The following is a 19,405-nucleotide window of genomic DNA, read 5'->3' on the forward strand; positions in this document are numbered from 1 at the left end:
ATCCCGCGCAACGGCCCGTCATCGCGCACATCGGCGGTTCACTTTTGCCGCCAAGTGGCCGATGACAAACCAGCCGCGCGGGATTGTGTAACCAATATCAGACGTGCTTCGCCCGCCCAGGCAAATCGTAGAGAATAGCGGCGGAAAGTTGCCGGGGCGTCCCGTGGCACCCTCGCGGAACGCCCGCCCCGGACTGTTCACTACAACGAGCCCCCTTTGACTACCCAAGCAATCCGGAAGGAAACCCACATGAAACAACTCGTGCTGGCAGCCTGCATTGGCGCCCTGACCCTGACCACCGCCGGTGCCGCCCAGGCCCAGGAACCCGCCAAGAAGCCGGCTGCCACCAAGAAGGCGCCCGCCAAGAAGTCCACCAAGAAGACCGCCGCCGCCGCGCCCGCCCCTGTCGAGCCGTCGGGCGAGAAGTGGCAGTGCGAACTGGGCCATGCCATCTGGATCAGCGGCAACATGCTGCGCGATGAAGTCATCACCGTGCACTGGGACGGCAAGAACTACCGCCTGCCGCGCCAGAGCACCGTCACCGGCGCCGACCGCTACTTCGACCAGAGCTCGGGCCTGGACCTCGTCGTGATCCCGAGCAAGGCCATGCTGTTCAACAAGAACATGGGCCAGCGCCTGGCCGACGAATGCCAGAACGCCGACATGCAGGCCGGCGGCTCGGCCCCGACGCAGGCCGGCGCGCTGCGCGCCCCGGTGTCCGCCCCGCTGCTGATGGCCCCGGCCCAGCCTGCCGCCCCGGCCGAGGCTGCCCAGCCTGCTGCACAAGCCGCGCCGAAGCAGTAAAGTTTCACCTTGCCTAAACATCCGCGCGGCATGATGGGTCGCTCGCCGCGCGGAAACTGGCTGCACCGAATCGTTGTTACGGTGCGCGCCCGGGGTCTGCCGGCCGCGCCGCCAGGCACAGGCGGCGGAACCCTTTCGCGCACCGGGGTCTGAAGAACAAGTATCCAGAAACAGAGTCCGCGTCATCCCTCGATTGGAGTCAGGCAATGCCCCACAACCTCAATAACACCCTCCAGCAATTCAAGCTCGCCACCGGCGGCAGCGGCCAGTACTACTCCCTGCCCCAGCTGGGCAAGGCGCTGGGCGTGAAGGTCGAACGCCTGCCGGTGTCGATCCGCCTGGTGCTGGAATCGGTGCTGCGCAACTGCGACGGCAAGAAGGTCACCGAGGAACACGTCCGCCAGCTGGCGCACTGGCAGCCCAATGCCGACCGTGTCGACGAGATCCCGTTCGTGGTGGCGCGCGTGGTGCTGCAGGACTTCACGGGCGTGCCGCTGCTGGCCGACCTGGCCGCCATGCGCAACGTGGCCGAGAAGATGGGCAAGAACCCCAAGAAGATCGAGCCGCTGGTGCCGGTGGACCTGGTGGTCGACCACTCGGTGCAGATCGACCACTTCCGCGAGAAGAAGGCGCTGGACCTGAACATGCAGCTCGAATTCCAGCGCAACAACGAGCGCTACCAGTTCATGAAGTGGGGCATGCAGGCGTTCGACACGTTCGGCGTGGTGCAGCCCGGCTTCGGCATCGTCCACCAGGTGAACCTGGAATACCTGGCGCGCGGCGTGCACCGGAAGGACGGCGTCTACTATCCGGACACGCTCGTCGGCACCGATTCGCACACGACGATGATCAACGGCATCGGCGTGGTGGGCTGGGGCGTGGGCGGCATCGAGGCCGAGGCCGGCATGCTGGGCCAGCCCGTCTACTTCCTGACCCCCGACGTGGTCGGCGTGGAGTTGAAGGGCCGCCTGCGCGAGGGCGTGACGGCCACCGACCTGGTGCTGACGATCACCGAGATGCTGCGCCGCGAGAAGGTCGTGGGCAAGTTCGTCGAATTCTTCGGCGAAGGCACGGCCAGCCTGACCACGCCGGACCGCGCCACCATCGGCAACATGGCGCCCGAGTACGGCGCGACGATGGGCTTCTTCCCGGTCGACGAGAAGACCATCGACTATTTCCGCGGCACGGGCCGCACGGACGAGGAAATCGCCGCATTTGAGGGCTACTTCCGCGCCCAGCAGATGTTCGGCGTGCCGCAGGCCGGCGAGATCGACTACACCAAGACGCTGACGCTGGACCTGGGCACCGTGGCGCCGTCGCTGGCCGGCCCCAAGCGTCCGCAGGACCGCATCGAGATCGGCCACGTCAAGAGCACGTTCGCGTCGCTGTTCTCGAAGCCGGTGGCCGAGAACGGCTTCAACAAGGACCCGGCCGACCTGGCCAGGGAATACGTCAACGCCGACGGCGTGAAGGTACACAACGGCGACGTGCTGATCGCGGCCATCACGTCGTGCACGAACACGTCGAACCCGAGCGTGCTGCTGGCCGCCGGCCTGCTGGCCAAGAAGGCCGTGGAAGCGGGCCTGAACGTGGCGCCGCACATCAAGACGTCGCTGGCCCCGGGCAGCCGCGTGGTGACCGAGTACCTGACCGCCACCGGCCTGCTGCCCTACCTGGAAAAGCTCGGCTTCGGCGTCACGGCCTATGGCTGCACGACCTGCATCGGCAACGCCGGCGACCTGACCCAGGCGCTCAACGAGACGATCGTCGAGAACGACATCGTGGCCGCCGCCGTGCTGTCGGGCAACCGCAACTTCGAGGCCCGCATCCACCCGAACATCCGCGCCAACTTCCTGGCGTCGCCGCCGCTGGTGGTGGCCTACGCCATCGCCGGCACGGTCACGCGCGACCTGATGACCGAGCCGGTGGGCAAGGGCAAGAACGGCCGCGACATCTGGCTGGGCGATATCTGGCCGACGTCGGAAGAAATCCACGCGCTGCTCAAGTTCGCGCTGGACGCCAAGACGTTCAAGGGCAACTACGAGCAGGTCAAGAAGCCCAGCAAGCTGTGGGCCAACATCAAGGGCACGTCGGGCCAGGTGTACGACTGGCCGACGTCGACCTACATCGCCGAACCGCCCTTCTTCCAGGACTTCACGATCGAGCCGAGCGACGAGGCCGTGACGATCCGCGGCGCCCGCGCGCTGGGCATTTTTGGCGATTCGGTGACGACCGACCACATCTCGCCGGCCGGTTCGATCAAGGACACCTCGCCGGCGGGCAAGTACCTGCTGTCGCACGGCGTGCTCAAGGCCGACTTCAACAGCTACGGCTCGCGCCGCGGCAACCACGAGGTGATGATGCGCGGCACGTTTGCCAACGTCCGCATCAAGAACCTGATGATCCCGCCCAAGGGCGACGGCTCGCGCGTGGAAGGCGGCATCACGCTGCACCAGCCCACCGGCGACGAGATGTCGATCTACGACGCGGCGATGAAGTACATCGCCGAGGGCACCCCGACCGTGGTGTTCGGCGGCGAGGAGTACGGCACGGGGTCGTCGCGCGACTGGGCCGCCAAGGGCACGCAGCTGCTGGGCGTGAAGGCCGTGATCGCGCGCAGCTTCGAGCGCATCCACCGGTCCAACCTGGTGGGCATGGGCGTGCTGCCGCTGCAGTTCAAGGGTAGCGACAGCGCCCAGTCGCTGGGCATCATCGGCAACGAGACGTTCGACGTGGAAGGCATCGAAGGCGAGCTGAAGCCGCAGCAGGACGTGGTGCTGGTCATCCACCGCGCCAACGGCGACACCCAGCGGGTGCCGGTGCTGCTGCGCATCGACACGCCAATCGAGGTGGACTACTACAACCACGGCGGCATCCTGCCGTTCGTGCTGCGCCAACTTCTGGTGGCCTGACCGCGCGGCCGGCCCGGCGCCCCTCCCCTGCCACGGGGAGCGCGGCGCCGGGCGGCGGCCGGCCTTGCGGGTAATCCCCACCCCCGCGCGTAAGTTCCGCGCAAGCCTGCGCTGCCAGACTGGTCTCCACACTGGCGCGGCGTCGTCCGCCGCCCGATACCTACAAGACTGGAGACAAAACGATGGTCAAGATCCTGATCGCATTCGTCGTGATTGCCGGCGCGGCGCTGTACCTGCTCACCAAGGGCGGCGGCGACGTGTCGATGGGCGGCGAGACGCACAGCACCGAATCCCACGCCCCGGCCACGCAGAAGTAACCCGGAAAACGGCCCTCATCGGCCCACAAGGGGTTTGCGAGGACTGCGCGTGTCAACGCAGCGGTTAGAATACCGTTTTACTGAAAAACGGACGCTTTATCTATGGCAGGTTTTCGCCCCAAGTCTTCTCCCCGACTCTCGCCTGACGCCGAGCGCCTGGTGGCCGATGCACTGGCCCTGGACGCCTCGGGCAGCCGCATGGAGGACGGATACTGGGAGCGTCGGCTGTCCCAGCGGCTGTACCGGCTGCTGAAGAACGGCAGCCAGACCGCCCTCGACGCGGCGCTCGAACACCTGTTCAAGCACAATGCCGATGCGTCCGACGTGCTGGCCGAACAGGCCGAAACGCTGGCCGAATCGGCCACGATCGAGATCGACGGGGTTCGCCACGACGCCCTGCTGATCGCCGCGCCGATCCTGGCGCACACCCGCTACGCCATCCCGTCCGGCGCGCTCAAGCCCGAACTGGCCCAGACGCTGGCCGTGCACCTGCAGGCGCACGTGGTGGCCACCGGCACCCAGGTTGCCCTTTCGCCCTATCTCTACAGCATCGACCAGTTGCCGCGCAGCCACAGCGACACGTTCGCGCTGACGCACAAGCTGGCGTCGGCCGCGCTGGCCGGCACGATGCCCAAGGTGGACCTGCGCGACCTGCCCGAGACCGCGCCGATCCTGGCCGATCCGCGCTACCTGCTGGCCGTGGTGGTGGCGCCGCACGAGGGCGCGCTGTTCCGCTGGCAGGAGGACGCCAAGGAACACCACGCCGAGCGCTCGGTCTGCCTGGAGCAATGGCGCAACCAGGTGCAGCCCACCGTGGCCGTGCTGCTGCCCGGCTGCGAGTTCGAACTGCTGCTGCCGGACGCCTTCTTCCTGTCCTGCCGCGAATCGGACAAGAGCATCCGTCCGCTGACCGTGCGCGCCGCCGTGAACTACCTGTGCGGCACGCTGGATATCCCGGCCGGCCAGCTGGCCGCCGTGGTGGCCGGCTTTGGCGAGGAAGTGGTCGAGGAGTACCGCGTCGGCTTCACCATGCGCGGCGAGAAGGACGTGATCTACGGCATCGTCTGGCCGGTCTACGGCCGCGAGTCGGGCGAGGTGGACGCCGAGGAAAAGGGCAACCCGGTGGAGCAGATCTGCGAGGAACTGCGCAACGCCGGCGTCGAGGACATTTTCCGCCACGCGGCGCTGTTCGACCCGGAATACTGCGAGGATTGCGGCACGCCGCTCTATGCGGACCGTTCCGGCGAGATCGTCCACGCCGAACTGCCCGAGGACGCCCCGACGCAGCAGCCGCTGTTCCACTGACACCTGCCCCACGTCGCCCACGAAAAACCCGCCAGTCCGGCGGGTTTTTTCATGGCTGCCGCACGGTCACGCAGCGCCAGAGCCCGTGCCCGGACGCGCCGTACTTGCGCTCGAACGGCGTCATGGGCGCCTGCGGCTGCCACGGCTCGGTGCTGGCTGGCCGGCCGACCAGCGTCAGCGCGGCGGCGAATTCGTCGATATAGACCTTCCAGTTACTGCGACATTCGAGATAGTCGCCGCACGCGGCCAGCGCCGGGAACACCGCATGGCCCTGCCAGCGCCGCCCCAGATGGCCGATCTTGGGCCACGGATTCGGATACAGCACGTAATGCCGCGCCACGGGCACCCCGCCCTGCTGGAGCAGGCGCCAGACGTCGACGAGGTCCGCCCGTGCCCAGTGGAAGTTGGCCGGCATGTCGCCGTCCCACCAGTCTTTGCCGGCGGTCAGGCGCTTTTCCGACTGGTCGATGCCGATCACATAATGGTCGGGGAACGCCGTGGCCAGCCGCAGCGTGCTCTCGCCGATGCCGCATCCCGCATCGACGATCAACGGCTCACCGCCGGCCCGCTGCCAGGCGTCGATGGCCCGGTCAAACGCCTGCTGGCTCGGCGCGCCGATCGGCTTGCGGAACGGCTCGTCCAGATGGCGCCGCACGCGCGCGGCCAGATGCTCGTGGATGTCGGTCTGCGCCGACGAAATGGTGCGGGAATTGGCAAACATGGCCGCGATTGTACCGGCCCGCGCGCCGCGGCCCGGCGCCGCCCGCCCGACCAGACATGGATGTACATTTGACGGCACAATAGCGCCCATGCCTATCCCACGGACCGTACCAGGAGCCCGCCCATGATCCGCCGCACGCTGCTGCAAGCCTCGCTTTCGATGGCGCTCGCCACCGCCGCGCTGACCCTGCTGCCCGCCCATGCCGCCCAGGCCGAGGACCTGCGCATCGGCATGGCCGCCGATGTGACGTCGATGGACCCGCACTGGAACAACGCCGGGCCCAACAACGCCATCGCGCTGCACGTCTTCGAGTCGCTGGTGTTCATGGACAAGAACGCGCGCTACATGCCCGGCCTGGCGCTGTCGTGGAAGCCGGTCAACGCCACCACCTGGGAGATCAAGCTGCGCCCGAACGTGAAGTGGCACGACGGCGCGCCGTTCACGAGCGAGGACGTCAAGGCGTCGCTCGAACGGCCCGAGAAGCTGACCAACGCGCCGGGATCGTTCACCAGCTATACCAAGCCCATCGCCCGCATCGACACGCCCGACGCGCTGACCGTGCGGCTGACCATGAACGTGCCGAACTACGCCAACCTGGCCAACGACCTGAACAGCGTGCCGATCATGCCGAAGAAGGTGGCCGCCGACCTGAACCAGGCCGACTTCGATTCGGGCAAGGCGATGATCGGCACGGGCCCGTACAAGTTCGTCCGGTTCGCGCGCGGCCAGGAGATCGTGATGCAGCGCAACCCCGACTACTGGGGCCCGAAGCCCGATTTCGAGCGCGCCGTCTTCCGCATCCTGACCGACAACGGCGCGCGCACCGCCGCGCTGCTGGCCGGCGACGTGGACGTGATCGAGAGCATTCCGGCCGCCGACGTGGCCAAGATCAAGCAGGACCCGAAGTTCAAGATCGAGCAGACCACGTCGTGGCGCACGATCTTCTGGCAGATGGACCAGTCGCGCGACAACCCGCCGTTCGTCACCGACAAGGCCGGCAAGCCGCTGGGCAAGAACCCGTTCAAGGACGCCCGCGTGCGCGCCGCGATCAGCAAGGCGCTGAACCGCGACGCCATCGTCAGCCGGATCATGGAGGGGCTGGCCGTGCCGGCGTCGTCGATCGTGTCGCCGCAGATCTTCGGCCATCCCGGCACCAAGCCCGACGCCTACGACGTCGAGGGCGCGAAGAAGCTGCTGGCCCAGGCCGGCTACCCCAACGGCTTCGCGATGACGCTGCACGCCACCAACAACCGCTACCTGAACGACGCCCAGGTGGCCCAGGCCACGGCGGGCATGCTCACGCGCATCGGCATCCAGACCAAGGTCGAGACGATGCCGGTGGCCGCCTACTTCACGCGCGCCCGCCAGGGCGACTTCGCGTTCCAGATGCTGGGATGGGGATCGGCCGCCGCCGACGTGGCGCTGCGCTCCATCACCGGCACGCCAAACCCGAAGACCGGCTACGGCACGTGGAACTGGGGCAAGTACACCAACCCCCGGCTGGACCAGTTGATCGAGACCTCGCTGACCACGGTCTCCAGCGACAAGGACCGCGAGCAGAACGCCCGCACGGCCGCCAGGTTCGCGCTGGACGACCACGCCATCATCCCGTCGCACAGCCAGCTCGCCATGTGGGCCATGCGCAAGGGCATCCGGTACGAAGCCCGGACCGACGAATGGTCGCTGGCGCAGTTCTTCAGGAAGGAGTGAGGGGGCAGCCCAGCACGCGCGTCATGGTCGCTGCATGGCACAATGCCTCCCGCCTGCCGCTGGCCTGCTCCCCTCTCCCGCAAGGCGGGAGAGGGGCTGGGGGTGAGGGCGTCGAGGCTCTGCTTGCCGACCGGCTGCAGGACTGCGGAGCCAACCAGCGCGCGACCCTAAATCACCAGCCGCCCCTCCTGCCTGGCATTCGCCGCGCGCAGCTTCCTGACCCAGTCCCTCGCCGGCAGCGTGGTCGACGCCTCGATCACGGCTGCCCTGGCCTCCAGCGTTTCCCATGACACGTCGATGGCCGGCCCGTTGAAGGCCAGCGCGATGATGTTGCCGTCGTGGACTTCGGGAAACACCAGCACGCGGTTGTCGAACGCGTCGCAGATGCGCTCGATGTTCTTCGGAAAGCTGTCGTGGTCGCCGAACAGGTTGATCGTCATCACGCCGGGCGCCTTGAGCACGCGGCGGCAGGCGCGGTAGAACGCCGTCGTGTCCAGCACCGGGCCGCGCGCGGTGGCGTCGTACAGGTCCACCTGCAGCGCGTCGATCGCGGCGGTCTGCGCGCCATCCATCACGTAGTCCCACGCGTCCTGCTCGCGCACGGTCAGCCGGGCATCGTCCTCGCGCAGGCCGAACATGCTGCGGCCGGCCACGATCACGGCCGGGTTCAGCTCGACGGCGGTGACCTTGGCCCGCGCGAAATGCCGATGGCAGAACTTGGTCAGCGCCGCGGCGCCGAGCCCGAGCTGCGCCACGTGGAAGCCGGCCGAAGCCGGCGACAGGAACAGCAGCCACGCCATCATCTGCTGGGCGTATTCCAGCTCGATGGCATCCGGCTTGCGCAGGCGCATGGCGCCCTGCACCCATTCGGTACCGAAGTGCAGGTAGCGCACGCCGTCCATCTCGGAAAACGTCACCGGCGCAAAGCGCGGCGTCATGCGTTTTTCGCCGGCATCGCGGCCGGCGGGGTGGCGGGAGGACTCACGGCTGCCGCGTGCGGGGCGGCGCGAGGCCACCGCCTCGATCGATTTGCGTTTCAGAAGCGTCATGGAGGAAAGGAAAGCGCCCAGGGCGCGGATCATTGGCCCAGCGCGGCTTGCGCGCGCTGCAGCCATTCGCGATTGTGCTCGCGGGCATGACGCGGCCAGTGGCGCGCGTCGTGAACGATTTCGGTGTAGAGCGACTTGGCGCGCTCGCGGTCTGCCGGGTCGGCCTGCGCGGCCAGCCAGTCGGCGTAGAGGCAGCGCGCCGCCACGTCGCTGGCATGGGTCAGCGCACGCTCGAACGCGTCGCGCGTGCCCGGGGCGCCCAGCGCAGCCAGCGCCCGGGCGTAAAGCAGCGACGGGTCGGATTGCTCGCGCGCCCGTGGGTTGGCCGCGAACAGCTTTTCCAGTGTGACCTGGGCCTCAGCATGGCGGCCCGTGGCCAGTTGCGCCCGCGCCAGCCCTTCGAGCAGCGCCGGATCGGACGCGAACGGGCCGTTGGCCGCCGCCTCGTAGTGCTGCAGCGCCTCGGGCGCGTTGCCGGTATCGAGCAGCGCGGCACCCAGCCGCATCCGGTGCTCCACGGTCGGCGCCCGGTCGAACGCGTCGCGCGCCTCGCGCACGGCACGGCCCGGATCGACGATCTGGTGGATCGCCCGCTTGGCCACCTGCGCGCCGCGCGTCTGGCGCAGGCCGGGCAGGTAGACGGCAAAGAAATAGACCACGCTGCCCAGCCCCGGGAAGAGGAACAGCAGCAGCAGCCAGTACATGTTCTGGTGGGTGCGGACGGCGTGCACGGCAAAGAAGATCGCGACGATCACGTGCAGGCCGATACCGCCGATTCCGAGATTCCCGAACGACATATCAGTAAGACCCTTCCAGGTTTTGGTCCAAGCGAGGCATGGCCGCGATTGTGACAGAAGCCGGTGAGACCCCGGCGCCCCGGCTAAAGTTTTCCGATGGCGGGCCGATGTAGATGTGGGCGCTCTCCTCGCCCGCACTTCGACTGGAAACAATGACCATGACATCCATCAGCAGCGTAACCCCGCAGGTATGGGTCGCCAGTGACGCCGCCGTCACCGGCACGCATCGCTATACCCAGCCGGCAGCCGAATCCGCCGACGCCCAGGCCACCGCCACCGACGCCAGCACGACCGAGGCGTCGTCCAGCAGTGCCAGCGCCGGCAGCGGCCGCATCGAGGGCCCGTCCGGCGTTGGCAAGATGGGCGGCGGCGCGGCCGCAGGCGGCAGCACCAGCAGCGACGCCAGCGAATCGGACGTCATCAAGGCGCTCAAGCAGCAGATCGAATCGCTGCAGAAGCAACTGGCCGCCCAGATGGCCCAGCTCCAGGCCGCCCAGGCCGCGCCGACCGACGACCAGACCAAGGCTGCCACGGTCGGCACGCTCCAGGCCGGCGTCTCGGCCACCCAGGCCGCCCTGTCGGAAGCCATGGCCCGCCTGTCGGCCGCCTATCAGGAAGCCACCGGGACCAGCACCGGGAATATCGTCAATACGACGGCCTGACCGGCCATCGTCCGCCCCGCGCCCCCGCCCGTCTTGCGGCGGGCGCGGCGGCCTTCAATCCAGCCACGTCCGGATGGCCTGCCACGCGATCAGCTTCTGCGCGTACGCCAGCGTATAGGCCGGACTGCTCGACGGCAGTTTCAGGATGGCGTGCCGGTCGCCGTGTTCGCCCAGCGCCTTTTCCCCGATCCTTGCCGCCGTGCCGCCGTTGAAGGCGATGGCCCGCAGCGCCGGCAGGGTGCCGATCAAGCCCAACAGGTCGTTGCCCTGGTGATCGCGGATACTGCTGTCGAGGCTGCCGTCGCGGCGCGCCTCGGCCACCACGTCCCAGAGCCCCACCCGGTGCCGGCGCAGCGTAGCCAGCCGGCTGTCGTAGTCCAGCCCCGCCAGGTCCACGCCCAGCACGTCGCCCATCAGGTGCCAGAAGCGGTTCTGCTTGTGCGCGTAATACTGGGACTGGGCGAGCGAGACCTCGCCCGGCAGGCTGCCCAGCACCAGCACGCGGGTGTGGGCGTCGACGACCGGGGGGAAGCAGCGTTTGGTGGTCATCGGGATGGGGTCAGGGGTTCAGCCGCCGGCCCTCTCCCCCGGCCGGCATAGCCAGTGCCATCGGGCGGCGCCCCGCTCCCGCTTGCGGAAGAGGGGCCAGGGAGAGGGTCAGCATGTCGACCGGCGCGGGCGCCAGTCAGGCCAGCAACCGGTTCACGCGTTGCACATAGGCCGCCGGGTCTTCCAGCATGCCGCCTTCGGCCAGCAGCGCCTGGTCGAACAGCACGCGCACGCGGTCGCCAAAGGCGTCGTCCTCGGGCAGGTCGCGCAGCTTGCGGACCAGCGCGTGCTCGGGGTTCAGTTCCAGGATCGGCTGGGCGTCGGGCGCCTTCTGGCCGGCCTGCTTGAGCAGCCGCTGCAGGTAGCCGCTCATGTCGCCCTCGTCGGACACCAGGCACGAGGCCGAATCGGTCAGGCGCAGCGTCACGCGCACGTCCTTGGCCTTGCCTTCCAGCACGGCCTTGGCGCGTTCCACCACGTCCTTCCACTCGGTGGTCGCCTTCTCCTGCTCGGCCTTCTCGGCCTCGTCGGCCAGCGCGCCCAGGTCCAGGTCGCCGCGCGCCACGGACACCAGCTCCTTGCCGTCGAATTCGCGCAGGTACGACAGCATCCACTCGTCGACGCGGTCGGTCAGCAGCACCACCTCGATGCCTTTCTTGCGGAACACCTCCAGGTGCGGGCTCGACTTGGCCGCCGTCCAGGTGTCGGCCGTGACGTAGTAGATCTTGTCCTGGCCTTCCTTCATCCGGCCCACGTAGTCCGCCAGCGACACCGCCTGCTCGGCCGTGTCGCCGTGCGTCGTGGCAAAGCGCAGCAGCCGGGCGATGCGCTCGGCATTGGCGTGGTCCTCGCCCATGCCTTCCTTGAGCACCTGGCCGAACTGTTCCCAGAACGTCTTGTACTTGGCGCGCTCGGCGTCGTCCTCGCTGTCGGCCAGCGATTCCAGCATCGACAGCACGCGCTTGGTGCAGCCCTCGCGGATCGCCTTGACGTCGCGGCTTTCCTGCAGCAGCTCGCGCGACACGTTCAGCGGCAGGTCCGCCGAATCGACCACGCCCTTGACCCAGCGCAGGTACGACGGCAGCAGCTGCTCGGCCTCGTCCATGATGAACACGCGCTTGACGTACAGCTTCAGCCCGCCCTTGTGGTTGCGGTCCCACAGGTCGAACGGGGCGCGGGCCGGGATGTACAGCAACTGGGTGTACTCGCTGCGGCCTTCCACGCGGTTGTGGGTCCAGGCCAGCGGCGGCTCGTGGTCATGGGCGATGTGCTGGTAGAACGCCTGGTACTGCTCGTCGGTGATGTCCGACTTGCCGCGCGTCCAGAGCGCGCTGGCCTGGTTCACGCTTTCCCACTCGCCCGAGCGCTTCTGCGTCTGCGTCTCGGCATCCCATTCCTCCTTGGGCATGCGGATCGGCAGCGAGATGTGGTCCGAGTACTTGCGGATGATGTGTTGCAGCCGGTACGACGACAGGAAGTCGTCCTCGCCCTCGCGCAGGTGCAGCGTGATGGTGGTGCCGCGCTCGGCGCGGTCGATCGCGTCGACGCTGAACTCGCCATCGCCGGCGCTTTCCCAGCGCACCGCCTCGCTGGCCGGCAGCCCGGCGCGGCGCGTTTCCACGGTGACCTTGTCCGCAACGATGAATGCCGAGTAGAAACCCACGCCGAACTGGCCGATTAGCGCGGCGTCCTTCTGCTGGTCGCCCGACAGTTGCTGGAAGAATTCCTTGGTGCCCGACCGGGCGATGGTGCCCAGGTTGCGGATCGCCTCGTCTCGGCTCATGCCGATGCCGTTGTCGGTAATCTTCAGCGTGCGGGCGGCCGGGTCGGCCTCGATCCGGATCGCCAGGTCGGCGTCGTTTTCCAGCAGCGACGGATTGGCGATGGCCTCGAAGCGCAGCTTGTCGGTGGCGTCCGAGGCGTTCGATACCAGCTCGCGCAGGAAGATTTCCTTGTTGCTGTACAGCGAGTGGATCATCAGATGCAGAAGCTGCTTCACTTCTGCCTGGAAGCTCATCGTCTCGTGCGGTGCGGTCATGGTTCTCCTCTTGAAAACGGGTCAGCGCAACGGTGCCCCGCCCCGTGTATCCGGGACGGGATCGATGGCGCTGGAAATCGGGACGGCCCGGCCCTTTTTCAAGGGCCCCGGCCGCGGCTTTTGCGGGCTCAGGACGTCGCCGGCAGGCCGGACAACCGCTCCATCTGCCCGGCCAGGAAGCGCAGCATGCCGGGGTCGCCGCTGCTGGCCACGTTGAAGCGGGTCCACGTGGACGGCATCTGCGACGGCGAGAACAGGCTGCCCGGCGCGAACAGGTAGCCTTCCTCGTGCCCGGCCGTGGCAATCACGTTGGTATCCACGCCGGTATCGGCCCACAGGTACATGCCGGCCACCTGCCCCGGGAAGATGCGGATGCCCAGCCGCTCCAGCTGCTCGCGCGTGGCGTCGCGGGCCCGGTCCAGCCGCACCCGCACGCGCTCGGTGTGCTTGCGGTAGTGGCCCTCGGTCAGCACCTTGTAGACCACCCGCTCGTTGATTTCCGGCGTGGCCATGCCGGTGACCAGCTTGCTGTCGGTCAAATTCACGGCCAGCTCCGGGCTGGCGGCGATATAGCCCACGCGCAGGTTGGCGGCCAGCGTCTTCGAGAAACTCCCCAGGTAGATCACCCGCTTGAGCTGGTCCAGGCTGGCCAGCCGGGTAGCCGCGTGGCCGGGCGGGCAGAGATCGCAGTAGATATCGTCTTCGACGATGGTGAAGCCGTACTGCTCGGCCAGTTGCAGCAGCCGGAACGCCCGGGCGGCCGACAGCGACGTGCCGGTGGGGTTGTGCAGCACGGAATTGACCACCACGAGCTTGGGCCGGTGGGCCTGGGCGATCCGCTCCAGCGCCTCCAGGTCGGGGCCGTCGGCGGTATAGGGCACGCCGATCACGTTGGCGCCCTGCGTGGCAAACCGCGCGAACATCACGAACCACGCCGGGTCGCCCACCACGACCGTGTCGCCCGGATGCAGGAATTGGCGGGCGATCAGGTCGAACGCCTGGGTGATGCCCGACGTCATTACGATCTGGTCCGGCGTCACGCCAATCTCCAGCTCCTCCAGCCGGGTGCGAAGCTGCTGGCGCAGCGGCAGGAAGCCCATCGGCGTGCCGCTGGACAGGAAATGGCCGCCCGGCTGGCGCCCGAGGCTGCGCATCGCGCCGGACAGCAGTTCGCCGTCCAGCCATTCGTTGGGCAGAAAGCCCCAGCCCGGCGCCTTGTGGCTTTCCGCCGAGTGGAACATGCTGCGCAGCAGCCACGTGACGTCGACATTGCGGATGGCCGGCGACGCCGGCGGCGCGGCCACCGACGCAGGCGGCACACGGTCACGCACGTAGAAGCCAGAGCCCCGGCGCGATTCCAGGTAGCCCAGCGCCACCAGCCGCTCGTAGGCTTCCACGACGGTGAAGCGCGAGATACCCTTCTCGGCCGCAAGCTGCCGGATCGACGGCATCCGCATGCCCGCCCGGAACACCCGCTCGTCGATGCGCAGCCGGGCCCACTCGGTCAACTGCTCGACCAGCGTCATCTGGGCCGACGGAATCGGGTCCGGCAGGCGTGGCTGGGCCGCCGACGGCATCACCAGCCGCAGCGGCCGCGTGCCGCCCGGCGCGCCGTCGCTACCGTCCCGAGGATTCTTCTGGCTGCCTTCCATGTGGCGCTCCCGCAACTGTACTGAAGACGACTTGCTCAACTGTATCGGTACTGTACCGACTAGCTTGACTACCATCAACCCACAATGAAACTTGCTCTGGACCATCTCGTCGTTGCCGCGCCCGACCTGGAATCGGGCGCCCAGCATGTGGCCGACCTGCTCGGCATCGCCCCGCAGCCCGGTGGCGCCCACCCCCGCATGGGCACCCACAACCGCGTCCTGGGCCTGTTCGGCGGGATGTACCTCGAAGTGATCGCCATCGACCCGGCCGCCGATGCGCCGCAGCGCCCGCGCTGGTTCGGGCTGGACAGCGACGCCGTGCAACAGCGGCTGCGCGACGGCCCGTTCCTGGCGCACTGGGCCGCCCGCGTGGAACGGCCCGCCGACCTGTCGCGCTGGCAGGCGCAGTACCCGGACCGCATCGCCCCGGCCATCCCGATGGATCGCGGCGCGCTGCACTGGCGCCTGACCGTGCCCGACGACGGCAGCCTGCCCGCGTGGCACGGCGAGGCGGCCAGCGCCGGCGAGGGCCTGTTTCCGACGCTGATCCAGTGGGACGTGCCGAACCACCCCGGCGTCGCCCTGCCCCGCCAGGACCTGGCGCTGCGCGCGCTGCGCGGCCGGCATCCGCACGCGGAACTGCTGCGGCAGGGGCTGGCCTGGATCGGCGCCGCGCACCTGATCGAGATCGAACAGGCCGACGGGCCGCCCGGCCTGACCGCCGAGATCGAAACCCCAGCGGGCATCAAGACCCTGCGCTGACCCCAAAGACATCCCCAAAGGAGCCCCCCGATGCCCCCGACCACGCTGAAGCGTTTCGACGACGACGCCTACCTCGACCACTGCCAGGCCACCGTGGTGGCGGTGAGCGAGGCGGGGATCGAGCTGGACCAGACCGTCTGCTACGCGCGCAGCGGCGGCCAGGCCGGCGACACCGGCACGCTGGCCACGGCCGACGGCCGCGTGGTGACGCTGGCCGAAACCATTTACGCCGACGACCGCACCCGCATCCTGCACGTGCCGGCGCCCGGCATGCCGGCGCTGCGGCCCGGCGACCGCGTGGAAGTACGGATCGACTGGGCGCGCCGGCACCGGCTGATGCGGCTGCACACCTGCCTGCACCTGCTGGGGTCGCTGATCCCGGTGCCGGTCACGGGCTGCGGCATCTCGCCCGATGCGGCGCGCATCGACTTCGACCTGCCCGAATCGACGCTGGACAAGGCCGACCTGACCGCGCGGCTCAACGCGCTGATCGACGCCCGGACGCCGGTCGGCATCGACCGCATCACGCCCGAGCAACTGGCCGCGCAGCCAGATCTCGTGCGCACCATCGGCGCCGCGCCGCCGGCCGGCACGGCCCACATCCGCATCGTCGACATCCCGGGCGTGGACCGCCAGCCCTGCGGCGGCACGCACGTGGCCAACACGGGCGAGATTGGCGCGATGGTGGTGACCAAGATCGAGAAAAAGAGCCGCACCAACCGGCGCGTGGTCGTCAACTTCGCATGAGCGGCATGGAAAGCTGGCTGACGGGCCTGTCGACGGCCCAGTTCCTGGCGCTGGTCACGCTGCTGGCGGTGGGCGCGTTCACGCCGGGGCCGAATACCACCGTGGCGGCCGTGACCGGCGCCAACTTCGGCCTGCGCGCCACGCTGCCGCACTGCATCGGCGTGTCCGTGGGCTTTGCCAGCATCATCGCGCTGTGCGCCACGGGCGTGGGCGCGCTGGTGCTGGCCAGCCCCACGCTGGGCGTGCTGATCCGCGTGGCCGGCGTGCTGTACCTGCTGTGGCTGGCGTGGCGCATCGCCCGCAGCACGGCGCTGGCCGAAAAGCGCGTGCTCAAGCCGATGAATGTCTGGCAGTCCATCGCCATGCAGTTTGCCAACATCAAGGCGTGGATGATGGCGCTAGCCGTGGCCGCGTCGTACATGGAAGGCGCGCCGTCGCTGGGCCAGCGCGTGGTGCTGGTCAGCGCGCTGTTTGCCACGTTCGGCTTCTTCAGCAACGGCGCCTATGGCGCGCTGGGCGCGTCGCTGCGCCACTGGCTGATGCAGGGCAACCGCGTGCGCTGGTTCAACGGCACGATGGGGCTGGCGCTGGCGCTGACCGCCGTCTGGATCGCCGTCGCGGCGCAACCCCATCACTGACCGGCCCCGATCGCCATGACACCGCACTCCTCTCCTCCGTCCGGCGGCATGCTGCTGGGATTCGTCGGCGTGGCGATCTTCAGCCAGACGCTGCCGTTCACGCGCATGGCCGTGGCCGAACTGGACCCGTCGTTCGTGGCGCTGGCGCGCGCCGTGATCGCGGCCATGCTGGCGCTGGCGCTGCTGGCCGCGCGCGGCGCGCTGGCACCGGCCCGCCGGCCGCGCGGGCGCCAGTGGCTGCGGCTGGCCGTGACCGCGCTGGGCGTGGTGGTCGGCTTTCCGATGTTCTCGTCGCTGGCCATGCGCGAGGTGCCCGCCGCGCACGGCGCCATCGTCATCGGCCTGCTGCCGCTGGCCACGGCCGTGTTCGCGGCCTGGTTCGGCAATGAGCGGCCGTCGCTGGGGTTCTGGCTGTCGGCGCTGGCCGGCAGCGCGCTGGTGGTGGGCTTTGCCCTGTGGCAGGGGGCCGGCGGGCTGCAGCACGCCGACTGGTTCCTGTTCCTGGCCGTGGTGCTGGGCGCACTTGGCTATGCCGAAGGCGGCAAGCTGTCGCGCGAGCTGGGCGGGCTGGAAACGATAAGCTGGGCGCTGGTGGTGTCGCTGCCGGTGCTGGTGCCGGTCGTGGCGTGGCTGGCGCTGGCCCACGCCGGCCAGATTGCCGCCGCGTCGCCGCGCGCCTGGATCGGCATGGCCTACGTGTCGGTCTTCTCGATGTTCGTCGGCTTCCTGTTCTGGTACGCCGGGCTCGCAAAAGGCGGCGTGGCCCGCGTAGGCCAGATACAATTGCTCCAGCCGTTCCTCACGCTGGCGGGCGGCGCCGTGATCCTGGCCGAGCCACTCGATGCCGCCACCGTCGCTTTTGCGGTGGCGGTGATTGCCGTAGTGGCCCTCGGCCGGCGCGCCGCCGTGCGCAACACCGCACCTGCCCCCGCACCGGTCCCGGCCGGAGAAACGCCCCCTATCCTCCCAGGACGCATTCACTGACAGGAGTCACCGCATGTCCGTCTACGATACCCTTGCCAAACTCGGCGTGGAACTGCCCACCGCGGGCGCCCCCGCCGCGGCCTACGTGATGGCCGCCACCACCGGCAACACCGTCTTCCTGTCCGGGCACATCGCCCGCAAGGACGGCAAGCCCTGGGCCGGCAAGCTCGGCAAGGACATCGACACCGCCACCGGCCAGCAGGCCGCGCGCAGCATCGCCATCGACCTGCTGGCCACGCTGCACGGCCACATCGGCGACCTGAACAAGGTCAAGCGCATCGTCAAGGTGATGAGCCTGGTGAACTCCACGCAGGAATTCACCGAGCAGCACCTGGTGACCAACGGCTGCTCCGAATTCCTGGCCGAAGTGTTCGGGGAGAAAGGCCGGCACGCCCGCAGCGCGTTTGGCGTGGCCCAGATCCCGCTGGGCGCCTGCGTGGAAATCGAGATGATCGTCGAGATCTGAAGCCCCGCCTCACGTATTAGAGACATGGCCGGGCTTGCACCCCCGGCCGCTGAATTTCCCCACCAAGAGACCAATCATGAAATGGGCCATCTCCCGCCGGGCGCAGCAACTGACCAGCTCGGCCATCCGCGAAATCCTGAAAGTCACCGAGCGTCCGGAAGTCATTTCGTTCGCCGGCGGCCTGCCCTCGCCGGCGTCGTTCCCGGTAGCGGCCATGGAAGCGGCGGTGGCCCGGGTCTTTGCCGATAACCCGCAGGGCGCGCTGCAGTACGCCGCCACCGAGGGCTACCTGCCGCTGCGCGAGTTCGTGGCCCGCCGCTACAACGTGGGCGTGGAGCGCGTGCTGATCACCACCGGCTCGCAGCAGGCGCTGGACCTGATCGCCAAGGTGATGATCGACCCGGGCAGCCCGGTGCTGGTGGAAACGCCGAGCTACCTGGGCGCGCTGCAGGCGTTCTCGCTGTTCGAACCGGAATTCGTGTCGGTGCCGACCGACGAGCACGGACTGGTGCCCGAGGCGCTGACGCCCGAGCTGACCGCCAACGCCCGCTTCCTGTACGCGCTGCCGAACTTCCAGAACCCCACGGGCCGCCGCCTGCCGCTGGAGCGCCGCCAGGCGCTAGTCAAGCGCGCGCAGGACCTGGGCATCCTGCTGGTGGAAGACGATCCGTACGGCGAGCTGAGCTACACCGGCAACACGCTGCCGACGCTGCTGTCGATGAACCCGGACGGCGTGATCTACATGGGCTCGTTCTCGAAGATCCTGGCGCCCGGCATGCGCCTGGGCTTTGTGATCGCCCCGCCCGAGCTGCATTTCAAGCTGTGCCAGGCCAAGCAGGCGTCGGACCTGCACACGCCGACCTTCACGCAGCGCATTGCCTACGAGACGGTCAAGGACGGCCTGCTCGACACCCACATCCCCACCATCCGCGAGCTCTACGGCAAGCAGTGCGCCTACATGCTCGACGCGCTGAAGCGCCACATGCCCGAAGGCGTGACCTGGAACGTGCCCGAAGGCGGCATGTTCATCTGGGTGGAGCTGCCCGAGGGGCTGGACAGCATGAAAATCCTGGAGGAAGCCGTGCGCCGCAACGTGGCCTACGTGCCCGGCGCGCCGTTCTACGCGGGCAACCCGCGCATGAACACGCTGCGCCTGGCCTTCGTGACCGTGCCGCAGGAGCGCATCGAGCAGGGCGTGTCGATCCTGGGCGCGCTGTTCCGCGAAGCCATCGCCAAGGCCGCGCCGCAGCCGCGCGCCGCCTGAGGACGCCGGGCGCCATGGACCGCGACGA

At 68.7% G+C, this 19,405-nt stretch carries 18 protein-coding genes; 12 read left to right on the plus strand and 6 right to left on the minus strand.

The annotated features are described in order from the left end of the window. The first annotated feature begins 249 nt into the window (after window positions 1-249). The 4 genes from QTN24_RS01065 to QTN24_RS01080 all read left to right on the plus strand — a co-directional run bounded on the left by QTN24_RS01065 (window position 250) and on the right by QTN24_RS01080 (window position 5,338). Window positions 250-804: a hypothetical protein gene (locus QTN24_RS01065; protein ID WP_124683760.1), complete on the plus strand. Its 555-nt coding sequence runs from the start codon at window positions 250-252 to the stop codon at window positions 802-804. Between the two features lie 206 nt (window positions 805-1,010). Beyond that, complete coding sequence (gene acnA, locus QTN24_RS01070) at window positions 1,011-3,716, plus strand: aconitate hydratase AcnA (RefSeq protein ID WP_124683759.1); 2,706 nt, start codon at window positions 1,011-1,013, stop codon at window positions 3,714-3,716. A gap of 182 nt (window positions 3,717-3,898) precedes the next feature. Continuing rightward, window positions 3,899-4,033: a hypothetical protein gene (locus tag QTN24_RS01075; RefSeq protein ID WP_301337463.1), complete on the plus strand. Its 135-nt coding sequence runs from the start codon at window positions 3,899-3,901 to the stop codon at window positions 4,031-4,033. A 102-nt stretch (window positions 4,034-4,135) separates the two neighbouring features. After that, window positions 4,136-5,338, plus strand: a complete 1,203-nt coding sequence (locus QTN24_RS01080; RefSeq protein WP_313835034.1) for a DUF2863 family protein — start codon at window positions 4,136-4,138, stop codon at window positions 5,336-5,338. Window positions 5,339-5,387: 49 nt separating this feature from the next. Here QTN24_RS01080 and QTN24_RS01085 read toward each other — a convergent pair whose 3' ends face one another. Then, window positions 5,388-6,059 (minus strand): methyltransferase domain-containing protein, encoded by a 672-nt coding sequence (locus QTN24_RS01085; protein ID WP_313835035.1) that lies wholly within the window; start codon window positions 6,057-6,059, stop codon window positions 5,388-5,390. Between the two features lie 123 nt (window positions 6,060-6,182). Here QTN24_RS01085 and QTN24_RS01090 point away from each other — a divergent pair, with 123 nt between their 5' ends. Then, entirely contained in the window at window positions 6,183-7,769 is a 1,587-nt protein-coding gene (locus QTN24_RS01090) for an ABC transporter substrate-binding protein (protein ID WP_313835036.1), read from the plus strand. A gap of 167 nt (window positions 7,770-7,936) precedes the next feature. Here QTN24_RS01090 and QTN24_RS01095 read toward each other — a convergent pair whose 3' ends face one another. Continuing rightward, window positions 7,937-8,818 (minus strand): spermidine synthase, encoded by an 882-nt coding sequence (locus QTN24_RS01095; protein WP_313835037.1) that lies wholly within the window; start codon window positions 8,816-8,818, stop codon window positions 7,937-7,939. A 29-nt stretch (window positions 8,819-8,847) separates the two neighbouring features. After that, a complete protein-coding gene (locus QTN24_RS01100; protein WP_124683755.1) occupies window positions 8,848-9,615 on the minus strand; it encodes a tetratricopeptide repeat protein in 768 nt (255 codons plus the stop codon). A gap of 158 nt (window positions 9,616-9,773) precedes the next feature. On the opposite strand from QTN24_RS01100, the gene QTN24_RS01105 reads away from it, so the two are divergent. Beyond that, a complete protein-coding gene (locus QTN24_RS01105; RefSeq protein ID WP_313835038.1) occupies window positions 9,774-10,277 on the plus strand; it encodes a hypothetical protein in 504 nt (167 codons plus the stop codon). Between the two features lie 54 nt (window positions 10,278-10,331). Here the strand turns inward: QTN24_RS01105 and QTN24_RS01110 are convergent, their stop codons facing one another. The 3 genes from QTN24_RS01110 to QTN24_RS01120 form a co-directional block, all read right to left on the minus strand. Then, the gene (locus tag QTN24_RS01110) at window positions 10,332-10,826 is read right to left on the minus strand and encodes a DNA-deoxyinosine glycosylase (RefSeq protein ID WP_313835039.1); all 495 of its coding nucleotides are present in this window, start codon (window positions 10,824-10,826) and stop codon (window positions 10,332-10,334) included. A gap of 136 nt (window positions 10,827-10,962) precedes the next feature. Continuing rightward, window positions 10,963-12,864: a molecular chaperone HtpG gene (gene htpG, locus QTN24_RS01115; RefSeq protein ID WP_313835040.1), complete on the minus strand. Its 1,902-nt coding sequence runs from the start codon at window positions 12,862-12,864 to the stop codon at window positions 10,963-10,965. A gap of 128 nt (window positions 12,865-12,992) precedes the next feature. Continuing rightward, entirely contained in the window at window positions 12,993-14,516 is a 1,524-nt protein-coding gene (locus QTN24_RS01120) for a PLP-dependent aminotransferase family protein (RefSeq protein WP_409558961.1), read from the minus strand. Between the two features lie 84 nt (window positions 14,517-14,600). Between QTN24_RS01120 and QTN24_RS01125 the strand changes: the two genes are divergently transcribed. The 6 genes from QTN24_RS01125 (at window position 14,601) to QTN24_RS01150 (ending at window position 19,377) form a co-directional block, all read left to right on the plus strand. Next, entirely contained in the window at window positions 14,601-15,278 is a 678-nt protein-coding gene (locus QTN24_RS01125; RefSeq protein WP_313835041.1) for a VOC family protein, read from the plus strand. A 30-nt stretch (window positions 15,279-15,308) separates the two neighbouring features. Next, on the plus strand, window positions 15,309-16,025 hold the full coding sequence (locus QTN24_RS01130) for an alanyl-tRNA editing protein (protein ID WP_313835042.1): 717 nt from the start codon (window positions 15,309-15,311) through the stop codon (window positions 16,023-16,025). Window positions 16,026-16,030: 5 nt separating this feature from the next. Then, window positions 16,031-16,663, plus strand: coding sequence for a LysE family translocator (locus QTN24_RS01135; protein ID WP_313835043.1), 633 nt, complete (start codon window positions 16,031-16,033; stop codon window positions 16,661-16,663). A 15-nt stretch (window positions 16,664-16,678) separates the two neighbouring features. Beyond that, window positions 16,679-17,647, plus strand: a complete 969-nt coding sequence (locus QTN24_RS01140) for a DMT family transporter (protein ID WP_124683747.1) — start codon at window positions 16,679-16,681, stop codon at window positions 17,645-17,647. A 13-nt stretch (window positions 17,648-17,660) separates the two neighbouring features. Further along, window positions 17,661-18,113: a RidA family protein gene (locus QTN24_RS01145; protein WP_124683746.1), complete on the plus strand. Its 453-nt coding sequence runs from the start codon at window positions 17,661-17,663 to the stop codon at window positions 18,111-18,113. A 76-nt stretch (window positions 18,114-18,189) separates the two neighbouring features. Beyond that, a complete protein-coding gene (locus QTN24_RS01150) occupies window positions 18,190-19,377 on the plus strand; it encodes a PLP-dependent aminotransferase family protein (RefSeq protein ID WP_313835044.1) in 1,188 nt (395 codons plus the stop codon). Window positions 19,378-19,405: the final 28 nt, after the last annotated feature.

Source organism: Cupriavidus sp. SZY C1 (assembly GCF_032190535.1).
Lineage (GTDB): Bacteria > Pseudomonadota > Gammaproteobacteria > Burkholderiales > Burkholderiaceae > Cupriavidus > Cupriavidus pauculus_C.

Excerpts from the sequence above, each read along its gene's own strand:
- QTN24_RS01065 (WP_124683760.1), top strand. The coding sequence starts at position 250 with ATGAAACAACTCGTGCTGGCAGCCTGCATTGGCGCCCTGACCCTGACC.
- acnA (WP_124683759.1), top strand. The coding sequence starts at position 1,011 with ATGCCCCACAACCTCAATAACACCCTCCAGCAATTCAAGCTCGCCACC.
- QTN24_RS01075 (WP_301337463.1), top strand. The coding sequence starts at position 3,899 with ATGGTCAAGATCCTGATCGCATTCGTCGTGATTGCCGGCGCGGCGCTG.
- QTN24_RS01080 (WP_313835034.1), top strand. The coding sequence starts at position 4,136 with ATGGCAGGTTTTCGCCCCAAGTCTTCTCCCCGACTCTCGCCTGACGCC.
- QTN24_RS01085 (WP_313835035.1), bottom strand. The coding sequence starts at position 6,059 with ATGTTTGCCAATTCCCGCACCATTTCGTCGGCGCAGACCGACATCCAC.
- QTN24_RS01090 (WP_313835036.1), top strand. The coding sequence starts at position 6,183 with ATGATCCGCCGCACGCTGCTGCAAGCCTCGCTTTCGATGGCGCTCGCC.
- QTN24_RS01095 (WP_313835037.1), bottom strand. The coding sequence starts at position 8,818 with ATGACGCTTCTGAAACGCAAATCGATCGAGGCGGTGGCCTCGCGCCGC.
- QTN24_RS01100 (WP_124683755.1), bottom strand. The coding sequence starts at position 9,615 with ATGTCGTTCGGGAATCTCGGAATCGGCGGTATCGGCCTGCACGTGATC.
- QTN24_RS01105 (WP_313835038.1), top strand. The coding sequence starts at position 9,774 with ATGACATCCATCAGCAGCGTAACCCCGCAGGTATGGGTCGCCAGTGAC.
- QTN24_RS01110 (WP_313835039.1), bottom strand. The coding sequence starts at position 10,826 with ATGACCACCAAACGCTGCTTCCCCCCGGTCGTCGACGCCCACACCCGC.
- htpG (WP_313835040.1), bottom strand. The coding sequence starts at position 12,864 with ATGACCGCACCGCACGAGACGATGAGCTTCCAGGCAGAAGTGAAGCAG.
- QTN24_RS01120 (WP_409558961.1), bottom strand. The coding sequence starts at position 14,516 with ATGGAAGGCAGCCAGAAGAATCCTCGGGACGGTAGCGACGGCGCGCCG.
- QTN24_RS01125 (WP_313835041.1), top strand. The coding sequence starts at position 14,601 with ATGAAACTTGCTCTGGACCATCTCGTCGTTGCCGCGCCCGACCTGGAA.
- QTN24_RS01130 (WP_313835042.1), top strand. The coding sequence starts at position 15,309 with ATGCCCCCGACCACGCTGAAGCGTTTCGACGACGACGCCTACCTCGAC.
- QTN24_RS01135 (WP_313835043.1), top strand. The coding sequence starts at position 16,031 with ATGGAAAGCTGGCTGACGGGCCTGTCGACGGCCCAGTTCCTGGCGCTG.
- QTN24_RS01140 (WP_124683747.1), top strand. The coding sequence starts at position 16,679 with ATGACACCGCACTCCTCTCCTCCGTCCGGCGGCATGCTGCTGGGATTC.
- QTN24_RS01145 (WP_124683746.1), top strand. The coding sequence starts at position 17,661 with ATGTCCGTCTACGATACCCTTGCCAAACTCGGCGTGGAACTGCCCACC.
- QTN24_RS01150 (WP_313835044.1), top strand. The coding sequence starts at position 18,190 with ATGAAATGGGCCATCTCCCGCCGGGCGCAGCAACTGACCAGCTCGGCC.